This window comes from Streptomyces sp. NPDC006339, from assembly GCF_040612775.1.
In the GTDB taxonomy this organism is placed as follows: domain Bacteria; phylum Actinomycetota; class Actinomycetes; order Streptomycetales; family Streptomycetaceae; genus Streptomyces.
The window spans coordinates 72,756-96,719 of record NZ_JBEXQW010000016.1; the positions used below are offsets into that span (position 1 = coordinate 72,756).

Here is a 23,964-nt window from a genome sequence, read left to right on the forward strand (position 1 = left end):
GTCTTGTCCGACGCATTCCGCGCCCCCCACTTGTCGCTGGTATCGCACATGCAGACGTACGAACAGGCGAAAGGTTGTACGGGGACGGGAAAACGTCAGGCCGGGAACCTCCGTCCCACCCACCGCCAGGTGAGCTCCAGGACCGCCGCGGCCGTCGCCGCGATCGCGACCGAGGCCCACGGCATCGTGACGCCGACGAGCTTCAGGGCGAAGAAGTCCTGGAGCCAGGGGACGACGAGGACGAGGAGGAAGGCGCCGGCCATGGTGGCGACCAGGGTGACGCGCCACCAGGTGTAGGGGCGGGCGATGATCGCGAGGACCCACATGGAGACGAGGAAGAGGGTGAGGGTGGCGGCGCTGGTCTCGGCGTCGAGGGCGCCGGGGCCCGTGTAGTGGTGGCGGGCCAGGAGGTAGGTGCTGAAGGTGGCCGCCGCGGCGATGACGCCGGCCGGGATCGCGTACCGCATCACCCGCCGTACGAAGTGGGGCTTGGCGCGTTCCTTGTTGGGGGCGAGGGCCAGGAAGAAGGCGGGGACGCCGATGGTGAGGGTGGACAGCAGGGTGAGGTGCCGGGGCAGGAAGGGGTACTCGACCTGGGAGCAGACCACCAGGATGGCGAGGAGGACGGAGTAGACCGTCTTCGTCAGGAAGAGGGTGGCCACGCGGGTGATGTTGCCGATGACCCGCCGGCCCTCCGCCACCACCGACGGCAGCGTCGCGAAGGAGTTGTTCAGGAGCACGATCTGGGCGACCGCGCGGGTGGCCTCCGAGCCGGAGCCCATGGAGACGCCGATGTCGGCGTCTTTGAGCGCGAGCACGTCGTTGACGCCGTCACCGGTCATGGCGACGGTGTGCCCGTGGGACTGGAGCGCGGCGACCATGTCGCGCTTCTGCTGCGGGGTGACCCGGCCGAAGACCGCGTGTTCGTCGAGGGCCCGCGCCATCTCCTCCCGCTCGGCGGGCAGCCCGCGCGCGTCGATGGTGGTCTCGGCGCCGGGCAGGCCGAGCTTTCCGGCGACGGCGCCGACGGAGACCGCGTTGTCGCCGGAGATCACCTTGGCGGCGACGTCCTGGTCGGCGAAGTAGGCGAGGGTGTCGGCGGCGTCGGGCCGCAGCCGCTGTTCGAGGACGACCAGGGCCGTGGCGCGGGCGTCGGCGGCGACGTCGGGGGAGTCGAGCTCGCGGGTGGTGCGGGCCAGGAGCAGCACCCGCAGTCCCTGCTCGTTGAGCCGGTCGACCTCGGCGAGGGAGGGGTCGGTGGGCGGGAGCAGCACGTCGGGCGCGCCGAGCAGCCAGGTGGAGGTCTCGCCGTCGCCCTCGCTGAAGGCGGCGCCGCTGTACTTGCGGGCGGAGGAGAAGGGCAGCGCCTCGGTGCAGCGCCAGTCGACCGCGTCGGGGTAGGCGTCGATGACGGCCTGGAGGGAGGCGTTGGGGCGCGGGTCGGACTCGCCGAGCGCGCCGAGCACCTTCCGTACGTACGCCTCGTCGGCGCCGTTCAGCAGGCGCAGCTCGGTGACGTCCATGCCGCCCTCGGTGAGGGTTCCGGTCTTGTCGAGGCAGACGACGTCGACGCGGGCGAGGCCCTCGATGGCGGGGAGCTCCTGCACGAGGCACTGTTTGCGGCCGAGGCGGATCACGCCGATCGCGAAGGCGACGGAGGTGAGGAGGACCAGGCCCTCGGGGATCATGGGGACGATGCCGCCGACGGTGCGGGCGACGGAGTTCTTGAAGTCGTTGTCCTTGACGACGAGCTGGCTGATGACGAGGCCGATGGCGGTGGGGACCATCATCCAGGTCACGTATTTGAGGATCGTGGAGATGCCGGAGCGCAGCTCGGAGTGGACGAGGGTGAAGCGGGACGCCTCCTCGGCGAGCTGGGCGGCGTATGCCTCGCGCCCGACCTTGGTGGCGGTGAAGGCGCCGCCGCCCGCGACCACGAACGAGCCCGACATCATCCGGTCGCCGGGCTGCTTGACGACGGGGTCGGCCTCGCCGGTGAGCAGCGACTCGTCGACCTCCAGGCTGTCGGCCTCGGCGACCTCGCCGTCGACGGCCACCTTGTCGCCGGGGCCGAGCTCGATGAGGTCCCCGAGGACGATCTCGGAGGTGGAGATCTCGCCGGAGACGCCGTCCCGGCGGACGGTGGGCCGTGCCTCGCCGATGACCGCGAGCCCGTCGAGGGTCTTCTTGGCGCGCAGTTCCTGGATGATGCCGATGCCGGTGTTGGCGATGATCACGAAGCCGAAGAGGCTGTCCTGGATCGGCGCGACGAAGAGCATGATCACCCACAGCACGCCGATGATCGCGTTGAAGCGGGTGAAGACGTTGCCGCGGATGATGTCGGCGGTGGAGCGGGAGCTGCGGACGGGTACGTCGTTGACCTCGCCGCGCGCGACCCGCTCGGCGACCTCGGCGGAGGTCAGTCCGGCGATCCGGTGCACGACGGGGGGCGCCTCCGGCTCCCCGGCCCGGGTGCCGGTCCCGGCCCCGGTCCCGGTCCCGGCCCCCGCCCCGGTCCCGGTGCCCGCACCGGTGCCGGCCCTGGTCCCGCCCGCCGCCTCGCCGCCGTCGGTGTCGATCTTCGCCCGCTGACTCATGTTCCCGACGTTACGGCGGGACGGGGCCGCTCACCCGCCGAGAGGGCCGAAGATCGGACCGGGGGAGGACACGAATGGTCCCCAGGTACTACGGGGCGGGGTGCCCCGCCTCGCGCTCGGCCGCGTGGCGCTTGAGCGCCGCGTCCCGCTTCCGTACGTACCAGATGCCGATGAGCCCGAGGCCCGCGCCGGCCAGGCAGGTCCACACCCACCAGGTCAGGTCGCGGTCGTCGAACCAGCCGTAGAAGGGGACCTGGACGAGGAACAGGACGAACCAGAGGATCGTGCCGCCCGTGATGGTGGCGACGACGGGCCCCTCCAGGGGCTCGGGTGCCTCGTGCTTCGGTGTCCACTTCGCCATGCGGGTCAGTCTAGGCGGCCGGTTTTCGATCCCCCGCACGGTCTACGCGCGGAGATGGACGCCCGCTCGTTCATGTGTTCATACTGAAACGGTTTGCCTCTGGCGGGTTCCCCTCGTATGAACCGCCAAATGGACGTCTTTCAAACCTCCGCAGAGGAACCCCCTCCATGAGCACCACGGCCGCCGCCAAGGCCATGCCCACGCCCCCGGAGCCCCCGACCCCGCAGGGTCCGCACTCCGCCCTCGACCGCTTCTTCAAGATCTCCGAGCGCGGCTCCACCGTCGCCCGCGAGGTCCGCGGCGGCTTCGCCACCTTCTTCGCGATGGCCTACATCATCGTGCTGAACCCGATCATCCTCGGCAGCGCCAAGGACATGTACGGGCACCAGCTCGACGGCGGCCAGCTCGTCACCGCGACCGTCCTGACCGCCGCCTTCTCGACCCTGCTCATGGGCGTCATCGGCAATGTGCCGATCGCCCTCGCCGCCGGTCTCGGCGTCAACACGGTCGTCGCGCTCCAGCTCGCGCCCCGGATGTCCTGGCCGGACGCGATGGGCATGGTCGTGCTCGCCGGTCTGGTCGTGATGCTGCTCGTCGCGACGGGCCTGCGCGAGCGCGTGATGAACGCCGTGCCGGTCGGTCTGCGCAAGGGCATCGCGATCGGCATCGGCCTGTTCATCATGCTGATCGGCCTGGTGGACTCGGGCTTCGTCTCCCGTATCCCCGACGCCGCCCACACCACCGTCCCGCTGCAGCTCGGCGGCGACGGTCACCTCACCGGCTGGCCGGTGCTCGTCTTCATCCTGGGCACCCTGCTCACCCTCGCGCTGATCGTCCGCAAGGTGCCGGGCGCGATCCTGATCTCGATCGTCGTCATGACGATCGTGGCCATGGTCGTCAACGCGGTGGCCACCGTCCCCTCCTGGGGTCTGACGACCCCCGAGTGGCCCGGCAACCCGGTCGCCTCGCCCGACTTCGGTCTGGTCGGCCAGGTCAGCCTGTTCGGCGGCTTCGAGAAGGTCGGCGTCCTGACCGGTGTCCTGTTCGTCTTCACCGTGCTGCTGTCCTGCTTCTTCGACGCCATGGGCACGATCCTCGGGGTCGGCGACGAGGCGAAGCTGACGGACGCGGACGGCAACTTCCCGGGCATCAACAAGGTCCTGCTGGTCGACGGCCTCGCCGTCGCCTCCGGCGGCGCCACCTCGTCCTCCGCCACCACCTGCTTCGTGGAGTCCACGGCCGGTGTCGGCGAGGGCGCCCGCACGGGTCTGGCCTCGGTGGTGACCGGTGGTCTGTTCTCGGTCGCGCTGTTCCTCACGCCGCTGGCCACGATGGTGCCCTCGCAGGCGGCGACCCCCGCCCTGCTGGCGGTCGGCTTCCTGATCCTGGCCGGGTCGATCAAGGAGATCGACTGGAGCGACTTCACCATCGCCGTGCCGGCCTTCCTGGCGATGCTGATGATGCCGTTCACGTACTCGATCACCAACGGCATCGGCATCGGCTTCATCGCCTTCAGCGTGCTGCGGCTCGCCGCCGGCCGGGGGCGCGAGGTGCCCGTGGCCATGTACGTGGTGTCGGCGGTCTTCGTCTTCTACTACGCGATGCCGGCCCTCGGCCTCACGTGACCGCGGGGCGCGCGGCCGCCCCGTAGAACTTCTCCGTCTCCTCGACGGCGGTCTGGAACCGCTCGTCGAAATCCTCCCGAATGAGCGTCCGGACGACATAGTCCTGGACGCTCATTCCTCTTCTGGCGGCGTGTCCGCGGAGCCGTTCGAGCAGCTCTCCGTCGATACGCAGGCTGAGCACGGTCGATTCCATGCCGTCAGGTTCGCGCCATGAGCCGCCCGAGTGCGTCACTTTTCGGATCGGTCTCACTCGTATGGGTGACAAATGTCGGCCAGAGGTTTTCGATTGGTCTTTAGTTAGAGTAATGAGTTACGCTAAGGAACATGCCTGACCTGTCCCACGGCACCGCCGACGACGCCGCGGCCGTGAACGCCCTCCGCAGCGCCGTCATGCGGCTGAGCCGGCGCCTGAAGCACCAGCGCGTCGACGAATCGCTGAGCCCCACCGAGATGTCGGTGCTGGGCACCCTGTCGCTCTGCGGCCGCGCCACCCCCGGGGAGCTGGCCCGCAAGGAGCACGTACAGCCGCCGTCGATGACCCGCATCGTCGCGCTGCTCGAGGCCAAGGGCCTGGTCAAGCTGGAGCCGCATCCCGACGACCGCCGGCAGAAGGTGGTCAGCCAGACCGAGCGGGCCGAGGCCATGCTCGAGGAGTCCCGCCGCAAGCGGAACGCGTGGCTGGCCACCCTCGCCGAGGGCCTGGACGAGGACGAATGGGCCAAGCTGCGCGCGGCCGCCCCCGTCCTGGAGAAGCTCGCCCACCTGTAGACCCGGAGCCAAGGAGGCGACGCACTTTGAGTACGGGACCCGGAGCAGACTCCGCACCCGTCCACAAACCCGATACCTACGCGCACCCGCGCACCCCCCGGAGCCAGGGAACCTTCTCCTCGCTCGCGATCCGGAACTACCGGCTGTTCTTCACCGGAGCGATCGTCTCCAACACCGGTACGTGGATGGCCCGGATCACCCAGGACTGGCTGGTCCTGAGCCTCACCGGCTCCGCCGCCGCCGTCGGCGTCACGACGGCGCTCCAGTTCCTGCCGATGCTGCTGTTCGGGCTGTACGGCGGTGTCCTCGCCGACCGCTACCCGAAGCGCCGCATCCTGCTCGCCAGCCAGGCCGCGCTCGGCCTGTGCGGACTGACCCTCGCCGTGCTGACCCTGTCCGGGCACGTCCAGGTCTGGCACGTCTACCTGGTCGCCTTCCTCCTCGGCATGGTCACCGTCGTCGACAACCCGACCCGCCAGTCCTTCGTCTCCGAGATGGTCGGACCCGGCCACCTGCGCAACGCCGTCTCGCTGAACTCGGCCAACTTCCAGTCGGCCCGGCTCGTCGGCCCCGCCGTCGCGGGCCTGATGATCGCCTCCGTCGGCAGCGGCTGGGCCTTCCTCCTCAACGGCCTGTCCTTCCTCGCCCCGATCACCGGCCTGCTGCTGATGCGGACGAGCGAACTCCACAAGGTGGAGCGCGCCCCGCGCGGCAAGGGCCAGCTCCGGGAGGGGCTGCGCTACGTGGCCGCGCGGCCGGAGCTGATCTGGCCGATCGTCCTGGTGGGCTTCATCGGCACCTTCGGGTTCAACTTCCCGATCTGGCTGACCGCCTTCTCGGAGGAGATCTTCCACGTCGGCGCCGGTACGTACGGCTTCCTGAACACCCTCATGGCGGCCGGCTCCCTCGCGGGCGCGCTGCTCGCCGCCCGGCGGGGCTCGACCCGGCTGCGGATGCTGGTGATCGCGGCGGGCGCCTTCGGCGTCCTGGAGATCGCGGCGGCGCTCTCGCCGTCCTTCTGGCTGTTCGCGCTGCTGCTCGTCCCGATCGGCATGATCGGCCTGACGGTCAACGTCAGCGCCAACTCGGCGGTCCAGATGGCGACGGACCCGGCGATGCGGGGCCGGGTGATGAGCCTCTACATGATGGTCTTCGCCGGCGGCACCCCGATCGGCGCCCCGCTGCTCGGCTGGGTCACCGACACCTACGGCCCGCGCGTCGGCTTCGCGACCGGCGGCCTGGTCTCGCTGCTGGCGGCGGTCGTGATCGGCCTGGTCCTGGCCCGCGTCGGCGGCCTGAAGCTGGCCCTCGGCTGGCACCACGGCCACCCGAGCGTCCGCTTCGTCCCGCACGAGCGCCGCGAGAGCCTGGCGACGGCGGCGTAACGGGGTGGGGGCCCTCACGGGCCCCGGCCCCGTTCTCGTACCCGTCTCCGCACGTATGTCCGACTGGCCGAATCTGACCATTCCGCCGCGCGAACGTGAAGATTCTGTGTATGTTGAGCGCCGCTCAAGTGCTCAAGAACCACAGGAGGTTCCTCTTGCGCAAGCGCTCCGCCATAGCCGCGGCCCTCGCCGTCGGCACCCTGGCCGCCCTCGCCTCCGCCGCTCCGGCCCAGGCCACCGAGTACTCCTCGGCCCTCAAGATCAAGGGTGTCCAGTACGACGCCCCGGGCCGGGACTCCAATCGGTGCTCGGGCGGCAACACGGCCGCCGAGTTCGTGACGATCAAGAACTACTCCCGGACGGCCACGGTGAACCTCAAGGGCTACACCGTGAAGGACGCGACCGGGAACACGTACGTCTTCCGGATCAACCACTACCTCCAGCCGGGCGACTACGTCTCGCTGCGCGGCAACTACGGCACCGAGTCGGATGCCAAGAACGTCGCCTACCGCAGCAACTGCAACTTCATCTGGAACAACGACCGCGACACCATCAAGTTGATCAAGCCGGGCGGCGCCTACGCCGACGTGCACGCGTACACCAAGAGCGGCAACGACCGCGACGGGAACGGCTACATCACCTTCCACGGCTGATCGGCGGACCCCCGGCGCAGGTGCTGGAACGGCGGGTCAGACCCGCCGTTCCAGGACCTGGCCCGGCCAGTCGCCGACCGTGAACGACTCCGTGGGGGTGAAGCCCTGGCGCTCGTAGTACCGCACCAGGCGTCCCTCGCTGCCCGCGAAGCAGTCCACCCGCAGCAGCGGGACGCCCGCGCGGCGGGTCTCCTCGGCGGCGTGGGCGAGGAGGGCCGCGCCGACCCCGTGGCCGTGGAAGCGGCCGTCGGTGGCGAGGAAGCGGACATAGCGCTCCGGCTCGCCGGCCGGGGCCACGTACGAGCCGGGGTGCGGGGTCAGGGTGAGCGTGCCCGCCGGCACCCCGTCGATCTCGGCGATCCACGGCGTGCCCTCGACGACGATCCGCTCGATCAGCTCCACCGTCCTGGGCCGCGCGCTGAACGGCTCGGTGCCCCACTGCGCGGTGATGCCCTGCCCGTTGAGCCACACCACGGCGCTGTCGAATATCGCGAGCATCGCGGGGACGTCCTCCGCCGCGCCCTGCCTGATCCTGATCTGGGTCCTGTTCCCGGTGTCCATCCCGCCGACCCTAGCCCTGCCACACTCGTCCCATGAGGCTTTTCGCCGCCGTCCTCCCGCCGCCCGCCCAGCTCACCGAGCTCGCCCGGGAGGTGGACCTCCTCGGGCGCCTGCCCGGCGCCGACCGGCTGCGCTGGACCTCCCGGCCCGGCTGGCACTTCACCCTCGCCTTCATGGGCGAGGTCGACGAGGCCCTGCTGCCGGACCTCACGGCCCGGCTCGGGCGGGCCGCCGGCCGCACCTCGCCCTTCCCGCTGCGGCTGCACGGCGGCGGCCACTTCGGCCGGGCGGTGCTGTGGACGGGGGCGGCGGGCGGCCTGGACGAGATGCGGCTGCTCGCCGAGCGCGCCGACGCCGCCGCCCGCCGGGCCGGGGTGCCGATGGACGAGCACCGCCGCTACCGGGCCCACCTCACCGTCGCCCGGTCCCGCGCCGCCGACCTCGACCTGCGGCCCTTCGTCACCGCCCTGGAGTCCTTCGAGGGCTCCCGGTGGGAGGTCGCGGAGCTCGCCCTCGTCCGCAGCAACCTGCCCGGCGGCGGTGCGCCGGGGGCGCGGCCCCGCTATGAGACGGTCGCCACCTGGCCCCTGGGCGGGGCGGCCCGACCGGCGGGTTAACCTCGAAGGGTGGACCCGAAGACCCGTAACCGGATCATGGCCGGTGTGCTCGTCCTGATGTTCGCGATCATCGCGGTGGCGTCGGTGACCGGCCAGTAGCCCCCAGCAGGCCCCGCGAGCCGTCGCCCTCCCCGGCGAGCCGTGGACAGCCCCTGCGTCGAGGGCGCAGCCCTTGCTTCGAGTGCGCTCGAAGGCGTTGGCTGGGGCGTCATGGAGTACACGCAGCTCGGACGCACGGGACTCAAGGTCGGCCGGCTCGTCCTCGGGACGATGAACTTCGGACCGCAGACGGACGAAGCCACCAGTCACGCCATCATGGACGCCGCGCTCGACGCGGGCCTCAACCTCTTCGACACGGCGAACGTCTACGGGCAGACCGCGGGCAAGGGCCGCACCGAGGAGATCATCGGTTCCTGGTTCGCGAAGGACCCCTCGCGCCGCGACAAGGTGGTCCTGGCGACGAAGGTGTACGGGAACATGGGCGGGGAGGGGCAGGTCTGGCCCAACCACGACCGGCTCTCCGCCGTGAACATCCGCCGTGCCGTCGAGGGCAGCCTCAAGCGGCTCGGCACGGACCGCATCGACCTCTACCAGTTCCATCACATCGACCGGCTGACCCCCTTCGAGGAGCTCTGGCAGGCGGTCGACGTGCTGATCCAGCAGGGCAAGATCCTCTACGCCGGTTCCTCCAACTTCCCCGGCTACAAGATCGCCCAGGCCAACGAGGCCGCCGCGCGGCGCGGGATGGTCGGCCTGGTCAGCGAGCAGTGCCTCTACAACCTCTTCGAGCGGCGTGCCGAGATGGAGGTGATCCCGGCGGCCGAGGAGTACGGGCTCGGGGTCATCCCGTGGTCCCCGCTGCACGGGGGCGTGCTCGGCGGCGTCCTCCGCAAGTCGGTGCAGGAGGGCCGCCGCGCGGGCGGCCGGAGTGCGGGCGTGCTCGCGGACCCGGCGACGCGGGAGCGGATCCAGCGGTACGAGGACCTGCTGGACGAGCACGGCCTCGACCCGGGTGAGACGGCGCTGGCCTGGCTGCTGACCCGGCCGGGGGTGACGGGCCCGATCATCGGCCCGCGCACGCCGGAGCAGTTGAAGGGCGCCCTGCGCGCCCTGGAGCTGACGCTCGGCGAGGAGCTCCTGGCCTCCCTGGACGAGATCTTCCCCGGCCCGGGCCCGTCGCCGGAGGCATTCGCCTGGTGACGGCGGCGCCGGTCCCGCCCGGGCCTCGGCGCCGAAGGACCTCCGGGCATCATGGCGGCATGAACAACGCCAGGCAGAACGTCAGTTCAGGATCGCCGCTCGAACCGGAGATCGGCTTCTCCCGGGCCGTCCGCAAGGGCGCCCACATCGCCGTCGCCGGCACCGCGCCCATCGCCGAGGGCGGCGGAACCGCCGGTGTCGGCGATGTCCACGCGCAGACCGTGCGCTGCATCGACATCGCCGAGGCGGCCCTCAAGGCCGCCGGGTCCTCGCTCGACGACGTCGTACGGACCCGGATCATGCTCACCGACATCACGACCTGGAAGGAGGCGGCCAGGGCGCACGGCGAACGGTTCGGCGCCGTGCGGCCGGTGACCACCTTCGTGGAGGTCTCGCGGTTCATCGATCCCGAGTGGCTGGTCGAGATCGAGGTCGACGCCGTCGCGGGCTAGCTCAACCCTCGCTCGGCCTGTCGGCAGGCCGGCCGGCGGGGAGGCCGGCCGGCAGGCCCCGGTACGGCCCGCCCACCCCCCACGCCTGGTGGAGGGCGGTCGCGAAGGCCGCCGCCAGTTTGTGCTCGCCGGTCGGGCCGGGGTGGGTGCCGTCGTAGGTGTCGTGGTCGATGGCGTACGACTCCGGGACCGACGCCAGGAGCAGCGGCGAGGACGCCGTGTCCAGGTCCGCGACCGTCTTCGCGAGCAGCTCGTTGAAGCGGACGCATTCGGCGGCGAAGGGGGCGTCGTAGGTGGCCCGTATGTTCGGTATGACGGGCAGAAGCACGGCGCGGACGCGCGGGTTGGCGGCGCGGGCGGCGGCCAGGAAGGCGCGGACGTTCCCGGCCGTCTGGTCGCTGTTGGTGTAGAAGCCGAGATCGATCAGGCCGAGCGAGATCAGCAGCACGTCGGCGCGGGTCCGCGCCACCGTCTCGCCGACGAGCGGCGCCATGTGCAGCCAGCCCTCGCCCCATCCGGCCAGATGGCGGCGCGCGGCGGCGGGGAACTCCGGGTCGGCGTAGGCGTGGGAGGTCGCGGCGTCCGTCGCGGCCTCGTACAGCGCGGAGCGCGGGCCGACGATCTCGTACCCGCCGGGCAGCACCGCCTCCAGGTGCCGCCACATCCGATAGCGCCAGGTGAAGTCGCCGGCGCGTCCGATGGTCATGCTGTCGCCGACGAACAGAAAACGCATGGAGGACATCATCACCGACGCCCGACCGGGGCGGAGCGGGGCGGTGACGTGATCCCGGCCACCAGGGAACGCGGCCCGGCGGGCCGGTGCCGCCGCCGTGGCAGGCTGGAGGGCATGCGAACTGCTGTGTTGCGCGTGCTCGGGGCCGCGGCCCTCGCCGTCCTCGCCGCCACCGCCCCCGCCGCGGCGGTGGAAGGCGGCGACGCCGACCGGGACTTCACCCTCCAGGACCCCCGGATCACCGAGTCCAGCGGTCTCGCCGCCAGCCGGGCCCACCCCGGGATCTACTGGACGCACAACGACCAGGACGCGCCGCTGATCTACGGCGTCGACTCCCGCACCGGGCGGACGGTCGCCACCCTCACCCTGAAGGGCGTCGGCACCCCCCGCGACATGGAGGCGATCTCCGTCGGCCCCGACGGGAGCGTCTACGTCGGCGACATCGGCGACAACCTCGACGGCACCTGGGACCACGTCTGGATCTACCGCTTCCCCGAGCCGAAGGAGCTGCGCGACCAGACCGTGCGGGCCACGCAGTACGACGTGCGGTACGCCGACGGGGCCCGCGACGCCGAGGCCCTGATGGTCCATCCGAAGACCGGCCGGGTCTACATCGCCAGCAAGAACAAGGCCGGCGGCGGCCTCTACGAGGGCCCCGCGCGCCTGTCCGCCTCCCGGACCAACGTCTTCCGGCGGATCGCCGAGGTGCCATGGGTCACCGACGGCGCCTTCTCCCCGTCCGGCGACCGGCTCGTCCTGCGCGGCTACCTCCTGGCCGAGGAGTACGCCTGGAAGGACGGCCGCCCGGCCGGCGCGGGCACGTCCGTCGGCGCGCCCTTCCAGGGGCAGGCGGAATCCGTCACGTACACGCGGGACGGCTCGGCCCTCATGTTCGGCTCGGAGGGGGGACAGAGCCGGGTGATCCGCGTCGACCGGCCGGGCGCCACCCCGGCCCCCGGCCGCACCACCCCCGGCGGCGACGCGAAGTCCCCCGGCGGGGGCGCGGCGGGCACGCCGGGCGAGGAGGGGGACGTCACCACCGGCTTCCTCGTCCTCGGCCTGGCCACCGTCGCCGTCATCGGCGGGAAGCGTCTCCTGCGCCGCCGCGACTGACCAGGCCCTTTCGCCTCCTCCGGGCGCCCGCGTCGACCCGGCGCGCCCCCGGGTCGAGACTGGAAGGAGACGAAGAGCGGGCGGAGGGGACCGAGAGCACCGCGGGGACCGAGAGTGCGGAGGAGTCATGACGGCATTCACGCGCGGGCAGACACCGGTCGCCATGGAGGGCGACGGACTGGACTTCCGCATGCAGGAGGCCGGCGGTGACATGACCGTCGCCTTCATCCACCTCCCGAAGGGCACCGACATGGCGCCGGCCCTCAAGGGCCTGGAGGGCGACCTGTGCCAGTGCCCGCACTGGGGCTATCTCCTCAAGGGCCGGATCAGGATGCGGACGGCCACGGGCGAGGAGATGTACGAGGCCGGGCAGGCGTACTACTGGGGGCCCGGGCACGCGCCGGAGGCCCTGGAGGACACCGACGTCGTGGAGTTCTCGCCGACGGCCGAGTTCAACGCGGTGATCGACCACGTGAAGGCGCAGGCGGGCTGACCGGCTGAAGCCGCCGGAGACAGCCGGACACCGACACGGCGAAGGGCCCGGCGTCGGTCGTGTCCGCCGCCGGGCCCTTCGTACGCGAGAAGGTCAGAGCTTCTCGATGACGTGGTCGATGCAGGCCGTCAGCGCCCGCACGTCCGCCGGGTCGATCGCCGGGAACATCGCGATGCGGAGCTGGTTGCGGCCCAGCTTGCGGTACGGCTCGGTGTCCACGATGCCGTTGGCGCGCAGAACCTTGGCGACCGCGGCCGCGTCGATCTCGTCCGCGAAGTCGATCGTGCCGATGACCTGCGAGCGCTTCGCCGGGTCGGTGACGAACGGCGTCGCGTACTTGGACTCCTCGGCCCAGGTGTACAGCGCCTGCGAGGACTCCTTCGTCCGGGCCACGGCCCAGTCCAGACCGCCCTGGCCGTTGATCCACTTGAGCTGCTCGTTGAGCAGGAAGAGGGTCGCGAGCGCCGGGGTGTTGTACGTCTGGTTCTTCAGCGAGTTGTCGATCGCGGTCGGCAGGCTGAAGAACTCCGGGATGTGCCGGCCGGACGCGTGGATCCGCTGCGCCCGCTCCAGGGCGGCCGGCGAGAACGCGGCCAGCCACAGGCCGCCGTCGGCGGCGAAGGACTTCTGCGGGGCGAAGTAGTAGACGTCCGTCTCGGCGATGTCGACCGGCAGACCGCCGGCGCCCGAGGTCGCGTCGACCAGGACGAGCGCGCCCTCGTCGGCGCCCGCGACCCGCTTCAGCGGGGCGGCGACACCGGTGGAGGTCTCGTTGTGGGTGTACGCGTAGACGTCGACGCCCGCCTCGGCCACCGGCTCCGGGTGCGTGCCCGGCTCGGAGGAGATCACGGTCGGCTCGGCCAGCCACGGGGCCAGCTTCGCGGCCTTCGCGAACTTGGAGGAGAACTCGCCGAAGGTGAGGTGCTGGGACTTGTTCTCGATCAGACCGTGGGTCGCGATGTCCCAGAAGGCGGTCGATCCGCCGTTGCCCAGGATCACCTCGTAGCCCTCGGGCAGCGAGAAGAGGTCACGGATGCCGGCACGCACCTCGCCGACCAGGTTCTTGACCGGAGCCTGGCGGTGGGACGTGCCGAGGAGGGAGGTGCCCGTGGCGGCCAGGGCGTCCAGCGCCTCCGTACGCACCTTGGAGGGGCCCGCGCCGAAACGGCCGTCGGCGGGCTTGATGTCAGCGGGAATCTGGATATCGGCCACGAGGCGGAGCGTATCGGTTCACGGCGGGGCCGGTCGCGGGATGTCCGCCGGATGAGACGAGCACTGAGACATCCTGGGCTTGTGGGAACACACGACGATCATGCCCGGGAACTGGCCGCCGACCTGCGCTCCGCCGTCGCGGGAGAGGTCGACCTCTCCGTCACGGCACGCGCCCTGACCAGCATGGACGCCTCCAATTACCGGCGTGTGCCGGTCGGTGTGGTGGCTCCGCGCGACGCCGACGACGTGGCCGCCGCCCTGGCGGTGTGCCGGGCGCACGGGACACCGGTCGTCGCGCGCGGCGCGGGGACCTCGATCGGCGGCCAGGCCACCGGCACGGGCGTCGTGCTCGACTTCACACGGCACATGAACGAGCTCGTCCTGCTCGATCCGGAGGCGCGGACGGCGATCGTGCAGCCGGGGCTCGTCCTCGACCGGCTGCGGGAGGCGGCCCGCCCGTTCGGGCTGACCTTCGGACCCGACCCGTCCACGCACAGCCGCTGCACCCTCGGCGGGATGATCGGCAACAACGCGTGCGGTGCGCACTCGGTCGCCTGGGGGACCACGGCGGACAACGTGCGCTCGCTGGATGTGGTGACGTACCGGGGTGAGCGGCTGACGCCGGGGCCGGACGGGCGGGGCGCGCCGCCCGGGCTCCTGGACCTGGTGGGCCGCCGGCTCGCGCCGCTGCGGACCGGCTACCCGGCCGGGCTGCCGCGCCGGATCTCCGGTTACGCCCTCGACGCGCTGCTGCCCGAGCGCGGCACGGACGTCGCCCGCTCCTTCTGCGGCAGCGAGGGCACGCTCGGCGTGGTGACGGAGGCGGAACTGCGCCTGGTGCCGCTTCCCGCGGAGAGAATCCTGGTGGTCCTCGGGTACGCCGACGAGAGCGCGGCGGCGGACGCGGCGGCCGGGCTCCTGCCGTACGGGCCGCTCACCGTGGAGGGCATGGCGGCGGACCTGGTGCGGGGCGCCGAGGGGCTGCCCCGGGGCGCGGCCTGGCTCTTCTGCGAGGTGGACGGGGAGGGCGCGGCCTCGGCCCTGGTGCGGGCGGCGGACGCGGTCGGCACCGCCGTGGTGCGCGATCCGGCGGGGCAGCGGGCGCTGTGGCGGATCCGGGAGGACGCGGCCGGGACGGCGACCCGGATGCCGGACGGCACGGAGGCGTGGCCGGGCTGGGAGGACTGCGCGGTGCCGCCGGCCCGGCTCGGCGCGTATCTGCGGGAATTCCGCTCCCTGCTGCGGGAGTTCGGGCTGCGGGGCACCCCGTACGGCCACTTCGGTGACGGCTGTGTCCATGTGCGGATCGACTTCGACCTGTGGACGGAGCCGGGCGTACGGGACTTCCGCCGGTTCTCCGAGGCGGTCGCCGACCTCGTCGTCGCCCACGGCGGCTCGCTCTCCGGCGAGCACGGCGACGGCAAGGCGCGGGCCGAGCTGCTGCCGAGGATGTACGGGGAGGAGCTCGTCGCCCTGTTCGGCGAGGTCAAGGACCTGTGGGACCCGGACGGCGGGCTCAACCCCGGCATGCTGGTGCGGCCCGAACCGCTGGACTCCGGGCTGCGGTTCACCGGGCTGCCGCTCGTGGGCCGGGAGTCCGGGCGGCGGGGCGCGCCGGAGCGGGTGGCCGTCCTCGGACGGCAGGCCGCCCGCTGCGTCGGCGTCGCCAAGTGCCGTGTGGACGGCCCGAGTTCCGGACCCGGGGTGATGTGCCCCTCGTACCGGGCGACGGGGGAGGAGCGGCACTCGACCCGGGGGCGGGCGCGGCTGCTGCACGAGATGGCGCTCGGCGAGACCGTCACGGGCGGCCTGCGTGCGGAGGAGGTCCACGAAGCGCTCGACCTGTGCCTGTCCTGCAAGGGCTGCCGCAGCGACTGCCCGGTGGGCGTCGACATGGCCGCGTACAAGGCGGAGTTCCTGGCGGGCTACTACGCGGGCCCGCTCCGGGCGCTGAAGCGGCCCCGCTCGCACTGGACGATGGGCGGCCTGCCGCGCTGGCTCGACCTGTTCGGGCGGGGCCTGAACACGGCCCTGCGCCTGCCCTACGCGGCCCGGCTCGCGGGCGTCGCCCCGGAGCGGACGATGCCCCGGGTCGCGCGGCGGTCCTTCGTGTCCTGGTTCGGCGAGCGGGCCTCGGACCGGGTGCCGGCCCTCACCCTGTGGCCGGACACCTTCACCGACCACCTGGCGCCCGAGGTGGGCCGGGCGGCGGTACGGGTCCTGGAGGCCGCCGGTCTCGGGGTGGCCCTGCCGCCCGGCCGGGTCTGCTGCGGGCTCACCTACGTCTCGACGGGCCGCCTCGACACGGCCCGGCGGGTGATGCGCCGCACGCTCGACGTGATGGACCAGGCCGTGGGCGAGGGCGGTGACATGGAGGGCGGCCCGGGCGCGGACGGCGGCGGGGGCGGCGGCCTGGGCCGGGGCGGGCGGCCCGTCGTGGTCCTGGAGCCCTCCTGTGCGGCGACCCTGCGCACCGACCTGCCCGAACTCCTCCCGGACGATCCGCGCGCCACCCGCCTCGCCGCCTCCGTCCGCACCTTCGCCGAGGCCCTGGCCGAACTCGCCCCCGACTGGACCCCGCCGCGCCTCGACCGCCCGGTCACCGGGCAGACCCACTGCCACCAGCACGCCGTCCTGGGCGACACGGCCGACCGCCGCCTCCGCGAACAGGCGGGCCTGGAGGGTGAGCTGTCGGGCGGCTGCTGCGGCCTGGCCGGCAACTTCGGCTTCGAGCCCGGCCACTACGCGGTGTCCGTCGCCTGCGCCGAGGACCAGCTTCTGCCCGCGCTGCGGACCGCGCACCGGGACGCCGTCATCCTCGCCGACGGCTACTCCTGCCGCACCCAGATCACCCACCTGGCGCCGCGCCGGCACCCACGGCACTTGGCGGAGGTCCTGGCGGAGGCGCTGGACGAGTGACCGGGCGTCAGGTCAGCGGTGGCGGGCGTCTGCGCCGCCGGCCGCCGGGCCTCGCGTACGCCGCCTAGAGGCTGAGCGCGTCCTCGGCGTTGTCGACCCACGGCGTGACGGAGTCCTTGTCCGGCGTGACGTGGAGGCCGGGCGTGGTGGCCTTGAGCGGCGCCTGCTCCAGGTCCGAATCGGTGGTCAGGGTCATGCGGATGTACGGGACGGTCTTGCTCTGCGCGGTGAGCGGGCCGCCCATGAGGCCGGCGTAGGCCGACCGGCCCGGTGCGAGCCGGATGGCGTCCTCGAGGGCGGGGGCCTCGCCGCGTTCCGTGGCCGCTCCGTCGAGCTCGCCGTAGGTGACGACGGGGTGGCCGAGCACCCGGCACGGCTTGCCGCTCTTGTTGGTGATCTTCAGCAGGTAGCTGCTGGTGGTGGGCTCGGCCAGGTGGGCGCTGAAGGTCACGTCGAAGGTGCTGCACGGGAAGACGTCGGCGTCGGGGTCGGTCGACGGCTTCGCGGGCGGCGTGGTCGGGGCGGGCTTCACCGGCGACGTGGTCGGGGCGGTGGGCGCGGCCGGTGGGGCGGCGCCGTCCTCGGAGGGGCCGCAGGCGGTGAGGGCGAGGGCGGACAGGGCCACGAGGAGGACGGCGGTTCCGGTGGCGGTGTCTCTGCGAACGGTGCTCATGGCGATGCTCCCCCGATGACGAAGCGCGGACGTGCTGTGGTGAGCCCCAGGGTCCCGCCCGAGCTTCACGGCTTGGTGACGGCGGTTCGCCGAATTCACCACGGTTCGCGGGCGATCCGCCGGGCCAGCTCCAGCAGGGCCCCGGTCGCCGGGTGACGGGCGGTGTCCCGCCAGGCGAGGAGGACGGGGAGGGGCGGGGCGTCGGTGAGGGGGCGGTAGACGACGCCGGGGTGCGGGTGGAGGGCGGCCGTGGAGGCGGCCGAGACGCCGATGCCGCGGCCCGCGGCGATCGCGGCGAGCCAGTCGTCGGTGTTGGCGACGGTCAGGGTGGAGCGGGGGCGGGCCCCGGCCGGCCAGAGGTCGAGGGTGGTGGTGCCGGAGACCGGGTTGAGGATCGCCGTCTCGGCGGACAGGTCCGCCAGGACCAGCGACGGCCGCGCGGCGAGCGGGCCGTCGGCCGGCAGGGCGGCCACCCGGCCCTCGGTGAGCAGTTCCTCGGTGGCCAGGCCCGGGATCTCCACCGGGCCCCGCAGCAGCGCCGCGTCGACCTCACCGCGCAGCAGTCCGGCCGTGCGGTCGTCGACGCGGAGCAGTTCCAGGGGCGTTTCGGGGTGGTCGTGCCGCCAGCGGCGCAGGAGGGGTGTGGTGTACGGGCCGAAGGCCGACCAGGCGTGGCCGAGGCGGAGGGGCCGGTGGTGCAGCCGGTCGGGGTCGACGGCCGTGTCGAAGGCGGCGACCGCGGCGGCGGCCCGCTCGTGGAAGGCCCGGCCCTCGGGGGTGAGGGCGAGATGGTGGGTGGAGCGGTCGACGAGCCGGGCGCCGAGGTGCTTCTCCAGGGCGGCGAGGGTGCGGGAGACGGCGGGCTGGGTGAGGTGGAGGCGGACGGCGGCCCGGGTGAGGCTGCCCTCGTCGGCGATGGCGAGGAAGCAGCGGAGGTGGCGGAGCTCGATGCTCGTACGGCTCATGCGTGCGGAGCATAACCGCAGCGCAATCGGCATTTCACGCGCCGCGCGGCGGCTCGTAGCGTGAGAGGGGAGGGGTGGCGAAGAAAGACCGGGGGAGTCCATTACTCTGGACTGCACGGTCCAACGTAATGGACTCATGATCGACGGCAGCAACAAATAGCAACAGCGACAGCAAGAGCAGCTAGGCAAGGAGTACGCCGGTGGACAGCCCGGTCAAGGACATACCCGCCGCGGCCTCGGCCGCCGTCCCCGGCGCCCAGGCCGCTGCCGCGCCCGCCCCCGCGCCCGGGCGGGCCGGGCGCCTCGGGCCCGTCGCCCTCGTCGTGGCGGGGGGTCTGTCCGTCCAGTTCGGCTCCGCGCTCGCCGTGCTGCTCATGCCCCGGGCCGGCGCCCTCGGCGTCGTCACCCTGCGACTCGTGCTGGCCGCCGTCGTCCTGCTGGCCGTCTGCCGCCCCAAGGTCAGGGGTTACGGCCGTGCCGACTGGGGCACCGTGCTCGCCTTCGGCGCCGCCATGTCCGGCATGAACATCCTCTTCTACCTCGCGGTCGACCGGATCCCGCTCGGCGCCGCCGTCACCCTGGAGGTGCTCGGCCCGCTCGCCCTGTCCGTGTTCGCCTCGCGCCGCCTGGTGAACCTCCTGTGGGCGGGCCTCGCCCTCGGCGGCGTCGTCCTGCTCAGCGGCGGCGGCTTCGACCGGCTCGATCCGGCCGGTGCGGGCTTCGCCCTCGCGGCGGGCGCGATGTGGGCCACGTACATCGTCTTCAGCGCCCGCACCGGCCGCCGCTTCCCGCAGGCCGACGGTCTGGCCCTGGCGATGGCCTTCGGCGCGGTCCTCAGCCTGCCCTTCGGCATCGTGGAGGCGGGTGACCGGCTGCTCGTCCCGTCGACGATCGGCCTCGGCCTCGCCGTCGCGCTGATGTCCTCGGTGCTGCCCTACACCCTCGAACTCCTCGCCCTGCGCCGCCTCCCGGCGCCCACCTTCGCCATCCTCATGAGTCTGGAACCGGCCATCGCCGCCACCGCCGGCTTCCTCGTCCTCCACCAGGCGCTGGGTCTGACGGACGCGCTCGCGATCGCGCTGGTCATCGCGGCCAGCATGGGGGCCGTGCGGACCCAGGTGTCCCGATCCCGTTGATCTTTGGCCCGCAGCCGGTTTCCCGGCGCGCGGGCCGTCCGCAGGATGAGGGCATGGCCCTTGAGATGCGCGAACGCTGCGAACGCTGCGAGACGACCACCCTGCCCGTCGACGCCCCCGCCCGGATCTGTACGTACGAGTGCACCTTCTGCGTGCCCTGCGCCGACGCGATGGCCGACATCTGCCCCAACTGCGGCGGTGAACTGGTCGCCCGCCCCCGCCGCGCGGCCTGACCCCGGAGAACGCGGCGCGTCCCCCGGGCTCGGACCCCGGCCGGCTCCGGCTCGGAGTCCCGCCCCCGCGCGCACCGAATCTTTAAAGCAAGCACGCTTGATTGTTTCTGGCCCGGCTGCCATGCTCCTCACGCACGTCCGTGACCCGCCCGTCCCCGAGGGGAGCGCTCCGTGTCCGACCCCGCCGGCGTTCTTGCCGACCTGCGTGCCGAGAGCGAGGAGCTCGACCTCCTCGTACGGGAGTTGAGCGAGGAGCGGTGGGCGGCGGCGACGCCCGCGGCCGGGTGGACGGTCGCCCATCAGATCGCGCATCTCGCCTGGACCGACGCGGCGGCGCTGCTGGCCGCGACCGATCCCGGGGCGTTCGCCGTCGAGGTCGAGAAGGCGCTCGCCGCACCCGACCGCTTCGTCGACGAGGGGGCCGAGGAGGGCGCGGCGCTCGCGCCCGGTGTGCTGCTCGCCCGCTGGCGGGACGGCCGCGAGCGGCTGCACCGGGTGCTGCGGGAGGCGCCGCCCGGGACCCGGTTCCCCTGGTACGGGCCCCCGATGAGCGCCGTGTCGCTCGCCACCGCCCGGCTCATGGAGACCTGGGCGCACGGGCAGGACGTGGCCGACGCCCTCGGAGTCGTACGGGCGCCGACGGCGCGGCTGCGGCACGTGGCCTGGATCGGGCTGCGGGCCCGCGACTACGCCTATCTGGTGCGCGGCCTCACCCCGCCCGCCGACCCCTTCCGCCTCGAACTCACCGCGCCCGACGGGGTGTCCGGCGACGCGGTCTGGTCGTTCGGGCCCGAGGACGCCCCGCAGGCGGTCACCGGACCGGCCCTCGACTTCTGCCTCCTGGTCACCCAGCGCGTGCACCGCGCCGACACCGCGCTCGTCGCGCACGGGCCCGACGCCGAGGCGTGGCTGGCCATCGCCCAGGCATTCGCCGGTCCGGCGGGCCGGGGGCGCGCCCCGAAGGGGGCCCGGTCGTGATCCTGCGGATCGGCAACGCCTCCGGGTTCTACGGCGACCGCTTCGACGCGGTCCGCGAGATGCTCACCGGCGGGGAGCTCGACGTCCTCACCGGCGACTACCTCGCCGAACTGACCATGCTCATCCTCGGCCGGGACCTCCTCAAGGACCCGTCCGCCGGTTACGCGAAGACCTTCCTGCGCCAGATGGAGGAGGGCCTCGGCCTCGCCCACGAGCGCGGGGTGCGGATCGTCGCCAACGCGGGCGGCCTCAACCCGGCCGGTCTCGCCGAGGCCCTGCGCGCCCTCGCCGCCCGGCTGGGCGTCCCCGCCCGGATCGCCCACGTGGAGGGCGACCGGCTGCCGCCCGGGCCGGACGTCCTGGCCGCCAACGCCTACCTCGGCGGCGCCGGCATCGCCGCCTGCCTCGGCGCGGGCGCCGATGTGGTCGTCACCGGCCGGGTCACCGACGCGGCGCTCGTCACCGGGCCCGCGCAGTGGTTCTTCGGGTGGGGGCCGGAGGCGTACGACGAGCTGGCGGGCGCGGTCGTCGCCGGGCACGTCCTGGAGTGCGGCACCCAGGCCACCGGCGGCAACTACGCCTTCTTCACCGGCCACGACCCGGCCGCCCTCCGCCGCCCCGGCTTCCCGCTCGCCGAGCTGCGCGCCGACGGCAGCGCCGTCATCACCAAACACCCGGGCACGGGCGGTCTCGTCGACGTCGGAACCGTCACCGCGCAGCTCCTCTACGAGACGGCCGGCGCCCGCTACGCCGGGCCCGACGTGACCGCCCGGCTCGACACCGTACGGCTCACGCAGGAGGGCCAGGACCGGGTCCGGATCGACGGCGTGCGGGGCGAGGCGCCGCCGCCGACGCTCAAGGCGGGGCTGTGCCGGCTCGGCGGTTTCCGCAACGAGGTCGTCTTCGTGCTCACCGGTCTCGACATCGAGGCGAAGGCGGCCCTGGTGCGCGCCCAGGTCGACGACGCCCTGGCCAAGGCGGCCCCGCGCGACGTGCGTTGGGAGCTGGTGCGCACCGACCGCGAGGACGCGGCCACCGAGGAGACCGCGAGCGCCCTGCTGCGGCTGGTGGTCCGCGACCCCGACCCCGAGAAGGTCGGCCGCACCCTGACCGGGGCCGCGATCGAGCTGGCCCTCGCGAGCTACCCCGGCTTCCACGTCACCGCCCCGCCCGGGAAGGGCGACCCCTACGGGGTCTTCGAGAGCGTGTACGTGCCCGTCGGCGAGGTCCCGCACACGGCGGTGCTGCCGGACGGGACCCGCGTCCCCGTCCCCCCGCCGCCGAGGAGCCGGGCCCTCGCCTCCGTACCGGATCCCGTGCCCGAACCGGAGCTTCCGCCGCCGCTGCCGCCCGGGCCGGTCCGGAGGCTGCCACTGGGGCGGATCGCCGGGGCCCGCAGCGGCGACAAGGGCGGCGACGCCAACGTCGGCGTGTGGGTGCGCACGGACGAGGAGTGGCGCTGGCTCGCCCACACCCTCACCGTCGACCTCTTCCGGGAACTGCTCCCCGAGACGAGAGAACTCCCGGTCACCCGTCATGTGCTGCCCCGCCTCAGGGCGCTGAACTTCACCGTCGCCGGGATCCTCGGCGAGGGCGTCGCCTCCCGGGCCCGCTTCGACCCGCAGGCCAAGGCCCTCGGGGAGTGGCTGCGCTCCCGCCACCTCGACCTTCCGGAGGTACTGCTGTGACCGTCCTCCCCTCCGCCCTCGACACCGGCGGGCCCGACTACACCGCCGCCCGGGACGCCATGCTGGAGAAGCTGGCCGCGCTCGACGCCGAGCACGCCAAGGCGCTCGCCGGCGGCGGCGAGAAGTACACGGAGCGGCACCGGCGGCGCGGCAAGCTGCTCGCCCGCGAGCGGATCGAGCTGCTCGTCGACCCGGACTCGCCGTTCCTGGAGCTGTCCCCGCTCGCCGCCTGGGGCAGCGACTACCCGGTGGGCGCCTCGCTGGTCACCGGTATCGGGGTGGTCGAGGGCGTCGAGTGCCTGATCACCGCCAACGACCCCACCGTGCGCGGCGGCGCCTCCAACCCGTGGACCCTGAAGAAGGCGCTGCGGGCCAACGAGATCGCGTACGCCAACCGGCTGCCGGTCATCTCGCTCGTCGAGTCCGGCGGCGCGGATCTTCCCTCCCAGAAAGAGATCTTCATCCCGGGCGGCGCGCTCTTCCGCGACCTCACCCGCCTCTCCGCCGCCGGCATCCCGACGATCGCGGTCGTCTTCGGCAACTCGACGGCCGGCGGGGCGTACGTCCCCGGCATGTCCGACCACACCGTGATGATCAAGGAGCGGTCGAAGGTCTTCCTCGGCGGGCCGCCGCTGGTGAGGATGGCGACGGGCGAGGAGAGCGACGACGAGTCGCTCGGCGGCGCCGAGATGCACGCGCGGACCAGCGGACTCGCCGACCACTACGCCCTCGACGAGCCGGACGCCCTGCGCCAGGCCCGCCGGATCGTCGCCCGCCTCAACCACCGCAAGGCGCACCCCGATCCGGCCCCCGGGCTCGTGGAGCCGCCGAAGTACGACGAGGAGGAGCTGCTCGGGATCGTCCCCGGCGACCTCAAGACCCCGTTCGACCCGCGCGAGGTCATCGCCCGGATCGTCGACGGCTCCGACTTCGACGAGTTCAAACCGCTGTACGGGCCCTCGCTCACGACCGGCTGGGCGCGTCTGCACGGCTACCCGGTCGGCATCCTCGCCAACGCCCAGGGGGTGCTCTTCTCCGCCGAGTCGCAGAAGGCCGCCCAGTTCATCCAGCTCGCGAACCAGCGCGACATCCCGCTGCTCTTCCTGCACAACACCACCGGCTACATGGTCGGCAGGGAGTACGAGCAGGGCGGCATCATCAAGCACGGCGCCATGATGATCAACGCGGTGTCGAACTCGAAGGTGCCGCACCTCAGCGTCCTCATGGGGGCGAGCTACGGCGCCGGGCACTACGGCATGTGCGGCCGGGCCTACGACCCGCGCTTCCTCTTCGCCTGGCCGAGCGCCAAGTCCGCCGTCATGGGCCCCCAGCAGCTCGCCGGCGTGCTGTCGATCGTCGCCCGCGCCTCGGCGGCGGCGAAGGGGCAGCCCTACGACGAGGAGGCCGACGCGGGGCTGCGCGCCCTGGTGGAGGCGCAGATCGAGTCGGAGTCGCTGCCGCTGTTCCTGTCCGGGCGGTTGTACGACGACGGGGTCATCGACCCGCGCGACACGCGCACCGTCCTCGGGCTCTGTCTGTCCGCGATCCACACGGCACCGGTCGAAGGCGCGCGCGGCGGCTTCGGCGTCTTCAGGATGTGAG

The 23,964-nt window shown here is 72.9% G+C and carries 23 protein-coding genes; 15 read left to right on the top strand and 8 right to left on the bottom strand.

What is annotated here, in order from left to right; genetic code table 11:
* Positions 1-95: 95 nt before the first annotated feature.
* Both ABZ135_RS15455 and ABZ135_RS15460 read right to left on the bottom strand, forming a co-directional pair.
* Entirely contained in the window at positions 96-2,597 is a 2,502-nt protein-coding gene (locus ABZ135_RS15455) for an HAD-IC family P-type ATPase (RefSeq protein ID WP_356695807.1), read from the bottom strand.
* An 88-nt stretch (positions 2,598-2,685) separates the two neighbouring features.
* Positions 2,686-2,958, bottom strand: coding sequence for a DUF2530 domain-containing protein (locus ABZ135_RS15460; RefSeq protein WP_356695809.1), 273 nt, complete (start codon positions 2,956-2,958; stop codon positions 2,686-2,688).
* A gap of 194 nt (positions 2,959-3,152) precedes the next feature.
* Here ABZ135_RS15460 and ABZ135_RS15465 point away from each other — a divergent pair, with 194 nt between their 5' ends.
* Positions 3,153-4,583: an NCS2 family permease gene (locus tag ABZ135_RS15465; protein WP_356695939.1), complete on the top strand. Its 1,431-nt coding sequence runs from the start codon at positions 3,153-3,155 to the stop codon at positions 4,581-4,583.
* Here ABZ135_RS15465 and ABZ135_RS15470 read toward each other — a convergent pair.
* A complete protein-coding gene (locus ABZ135_RS15470; protein WP_356695811.1) occupies positions 4,576-4,776 on the bottom strand; it encodes a ribbon-helix-helix protein, CopG family in 201 nt (66 codons plus the stop codon). The genes ABZ135_RS15465 and ABZ135_RS15470 overlap by 8 nt on opposite strands.
* A 131-nt stretch (positions 4,777-4,907) precedes the next feature.
* Between ABZ135_RS15470 and ABZ135_RS15475 the strand changes: the two genes are divergently transcribed.
* The 3 genes from ABZ135_RS15475 to ABZ135_RS15485 all read left to right on the top strand — a co-directional run bounded on the left by ABZ135_RS15475 (position 4,908) and on the right by ABZ135_RS15485 (position 7,389).
* Complete coding sequence (locus ABZ135_RS15475) at positions 4,908-5,351, top strand: MarR family transcriptional regulator (protein ID WP_356695812.1); 444 nt, start codon at positions 4,908-4,910, stop codon at positions 5,349-5,351.
* A 26-nt stretch (positions 5,352-5,377) separates the two neighbouring features.
* Complete coding sequence (locus tag ABZ135_RS15480; protein WP_356695814.1) at positions 5,378-6,736, top strand: MFS transporter; 1,359 nt, start codon at positions 5,378-5,380, stop codon at positions 6,734-6,736.
* A 155-nt stretch (positions 6,737-6,891) separates the two neighbouring features.
* Positions 6,892-7,389 (top strand): lamin tail domain-containing protein, encoded by a 498-nt coding sequence (locus ABZ135_RS15485; protein WP_356695816.1) that lies wholly within the window; start codon positions 6,892-6,894, stop codon positions 7,387-7,389.
* Between the two features lie 36 nt (positions 7,390-7,425).
* On the opposite strand, the gene ABZ135_RS15490 is transcribed toward ABZ135_RS15485, so the two are convergent.
* Positions 7,426-7,950, bottom strand: a complete 525-nt coding sequence (locus tag ABZ135_RS15490; RefSeq protein ID WP_356695818.1) for a GNAT family N-acetyltransferase — start codon at positions 7,948-7,950, stop codon at positions 7,426-7,428.
* Positions 7,951-7,982: 32 nt separating this feature from the next.
* Between ABZ135_RS15490 and thpR the strand changes: the two genes are divergently transcribed.
* From thpR to ABZ135_RS15505, 3 genes are all read left to right on the top strand, one after another.
* Positions 7,983-8,567 carry an RNA 2',3'-cyclic phosphodiesterase gene (gene thpR / locus ABZ135_RS15495; RefSeq protein WP_356695820.1) on the top strand — a complete coding sequence of 195 codons (585 nt, stop codon included), beginning with the start codon at positions 7,983-7,985 and terminating at the stop codon, positions 8,565-8,567.
* Between the two features lie 210 nt (positions 8,568-8,777).
* Positions 8,778-9,767 (top strand): aldo/keto reductase, encoded by a 990-nt coding sequence (locus tag ABZ135_RS15500; RefSeq protein ID WP_356695822.1) that lies wholly within the window; start codon positions 8,778-8,780, stop codon positions 9,765-9,767.
* A gap of 59 nt (positions 9,768-9,826) precedes the next feature.
* Positions 9,827-10,219 carry a RidA family protein gene (locus ABZ135_RS15505; protein WP_356695824.1) on the top strand — a complete coding sequence of 131 codons (393 nt, stop codon included), beginning with the start codon at positions 9,827-9,829 and terminating at the stop codon, positions 10,217-10,219.
* 1 nt (position 10,220) lies between these two features.
* On the opposite strand, the gene ABZ135_RS15510 is transcribed toward ABZ135_RS15505, so the two are convergent.
* Entirely contained in the window at positions 10,221-10,952 is a 732-nt protein-coding gene (locus tag ABZ135_RS15510; protein ID WP_356695826.1) for a GDSL-type esterase/lipase family protein, read from the bottom strand.
* A 114-nt stretch (positions 10,953-11,066) separates the two neighbouring features.
* On the opposite strand from ABZ135_RS15510, the gene ABZ135_RS15515 reads away from it, so the two are divergent.
* Complete coding sequence (locus ABZ135_RS15515; RefSeq protein ID WP_356695828.1) at positions 11,067-12,065, top strand: WD40 repeat domain-containing protein; 999 nt, start codon at positions 11,067-11,069, stop codon at positions 12,063-12,065.
* A gap of 127 nt (positions 12,066-12,192) precedes the next feature.
* Positions 12,193-12,558, top strand: a complete 366-nt coding sequence (locus tag ABZ135_RS15520; RefSeq protein WP_356695830.1) for a hypothetical protein — start codon at positions 12,193-12,195, stop codon at positions 12,556-12,558.
* A gap of 93 nt (positions 12,559-12,651) precedes the next feature.
* Here ABZ135_RS15520 and serC read toward each other — a convergent pair whose 3' ends face one another.
* Positions 12,652-13,770, bottom strand: coding sequence for a phosphoserine transaminase (gene serC / locus ABZ135_RS15525; protein WP_356695832.1), 1,119 nt, complete (start codon positions 13,768-13,770; stop codon positions 12,652-12,654).
* A 51-nt stretch (positions 13,771-13,821) separates the two neighbouring features.
* On the opposite strand from serC, the gene ABZ135_RS15530 reads away from it, so the two are divergent.
* A complete protein-coding gene (locus tag ABZ135_RS15530; RefSeq protein ID WP_356695834.1) occupies positions 13,822-16,689 on the top strand; it encodes an FAD-binding and (Fe-S)-binding domain-containing protein in 2,868 nt (955 codons plus the stop codon).
* Between the two features lie 64 nt (positions 16,690-16,753).
* Here ABZ135_RS15530 and ABZ135_RS15535 read toward each other — a convergent pair whose 3' ends face one another.
* Together ABZ135_RS15535 and ABZ135_RS15540 are read right to left on the bottom strand one after the other, a co-directional pair.
* A complete protein-coding gene (locus tag ABZ135_RS15535; RefSeq protein WP_356695836.1) occupies positions 16,754-17,362 on the bottom strand; it encodes a DUF4232 domain-containing protein in 609 nt (202 codons plus the stop codon).
* A 95-nt stretch (positions 17,363-17,457) separates the two neighbouring features.
* Positions 17,458-18,360 carry a LysR family transcriptional regulator gene (locus ABZ135_RS15540; protein ID WP_356695838.1) on the bottom strand — a complete coding sequence of 301 codons (903 nt, stop codon included), beginning with the start codon at positions 18,358-18,360 and terminating at the stop codon, positions 17,458-17,460.
* Between the two features lie 167 nt (positions 18,361-18,527).
* Between ABZ135_RS15540 and ABZ135_RS15545 the strand changes: the two genes are divergently transcribed.
* The 5 genes from ABZ135_RS15545 to ABZ135_RS15565 all read left to right on the top strand — a co-directional run bounded on the left by ABZ135_RS15545 (position 18,528) and on the right by ABZ135_RS15565 (position 23,963).
* Positions 18,528-19,463: an EamA family transporter gene (locus ABZ135_RS15545; RefSeq protein ID WP_356695840.1), complete on the top strand. Its 936-nt coding sequence runs from the start codon at positions 18,528-18,530 to the stop codon at positions 19,461-19,463.
* Positions 19,464-19,516: 53 nt separating this feature from the next.
* On the top strand, positions 19,517-19,696 hold the full coding sequence (locus ABZ135_RS15550; protein WP_356695842.1) for a DUF1272 domain-containing protein: 180 nt from the start codon (positions 19,517-19,519) through the stop codon (positions 19,694-19,696).
* 171 nt (positions 19,697-19,867) lie between these two features.
* Positions 19,868-20,674, top strand: a complete 807-nt coding sequence (locus tag ABZ135_RS15555; RefSeq protein WP_356695844.1) for a TIGR03084 family metal-binding protein — start codon at positions 19,868-19,870, stop codon at positions 20,672-20,674.
* Positions 20,671-22,362: an acyclic terpene utilization AtuA family protein gene (locus tag ABZ135_RS15560; RefSeq protein WP_356695846.1), complete on the top strand. Its 1,692-nt coding sequence runs from the start codon at positions 20,671-20,673 to the stop codon at positions 22,360-22,362. Before ABZ135_RS15555 ends, ABZ135_RS15560 begins: the two co-directional genes overlap by 4 nt.
* A complete protein-coding gene (locus tag ABZ135_RS15565; protein WP_356695848.1) occupies positions 22,359-23,963 on the top strand; it encodes a carboxyl transferase domain-containing protein in 1,605 nt (534 codons plus the stop codon). The genes ABZ135_RS15560 and ABZ135_RS15565 overlap by 4 nt, the downstream gene beginning before the upstream one ends.
* Position 23,964 lies beyond the last annotated feature (1 nt).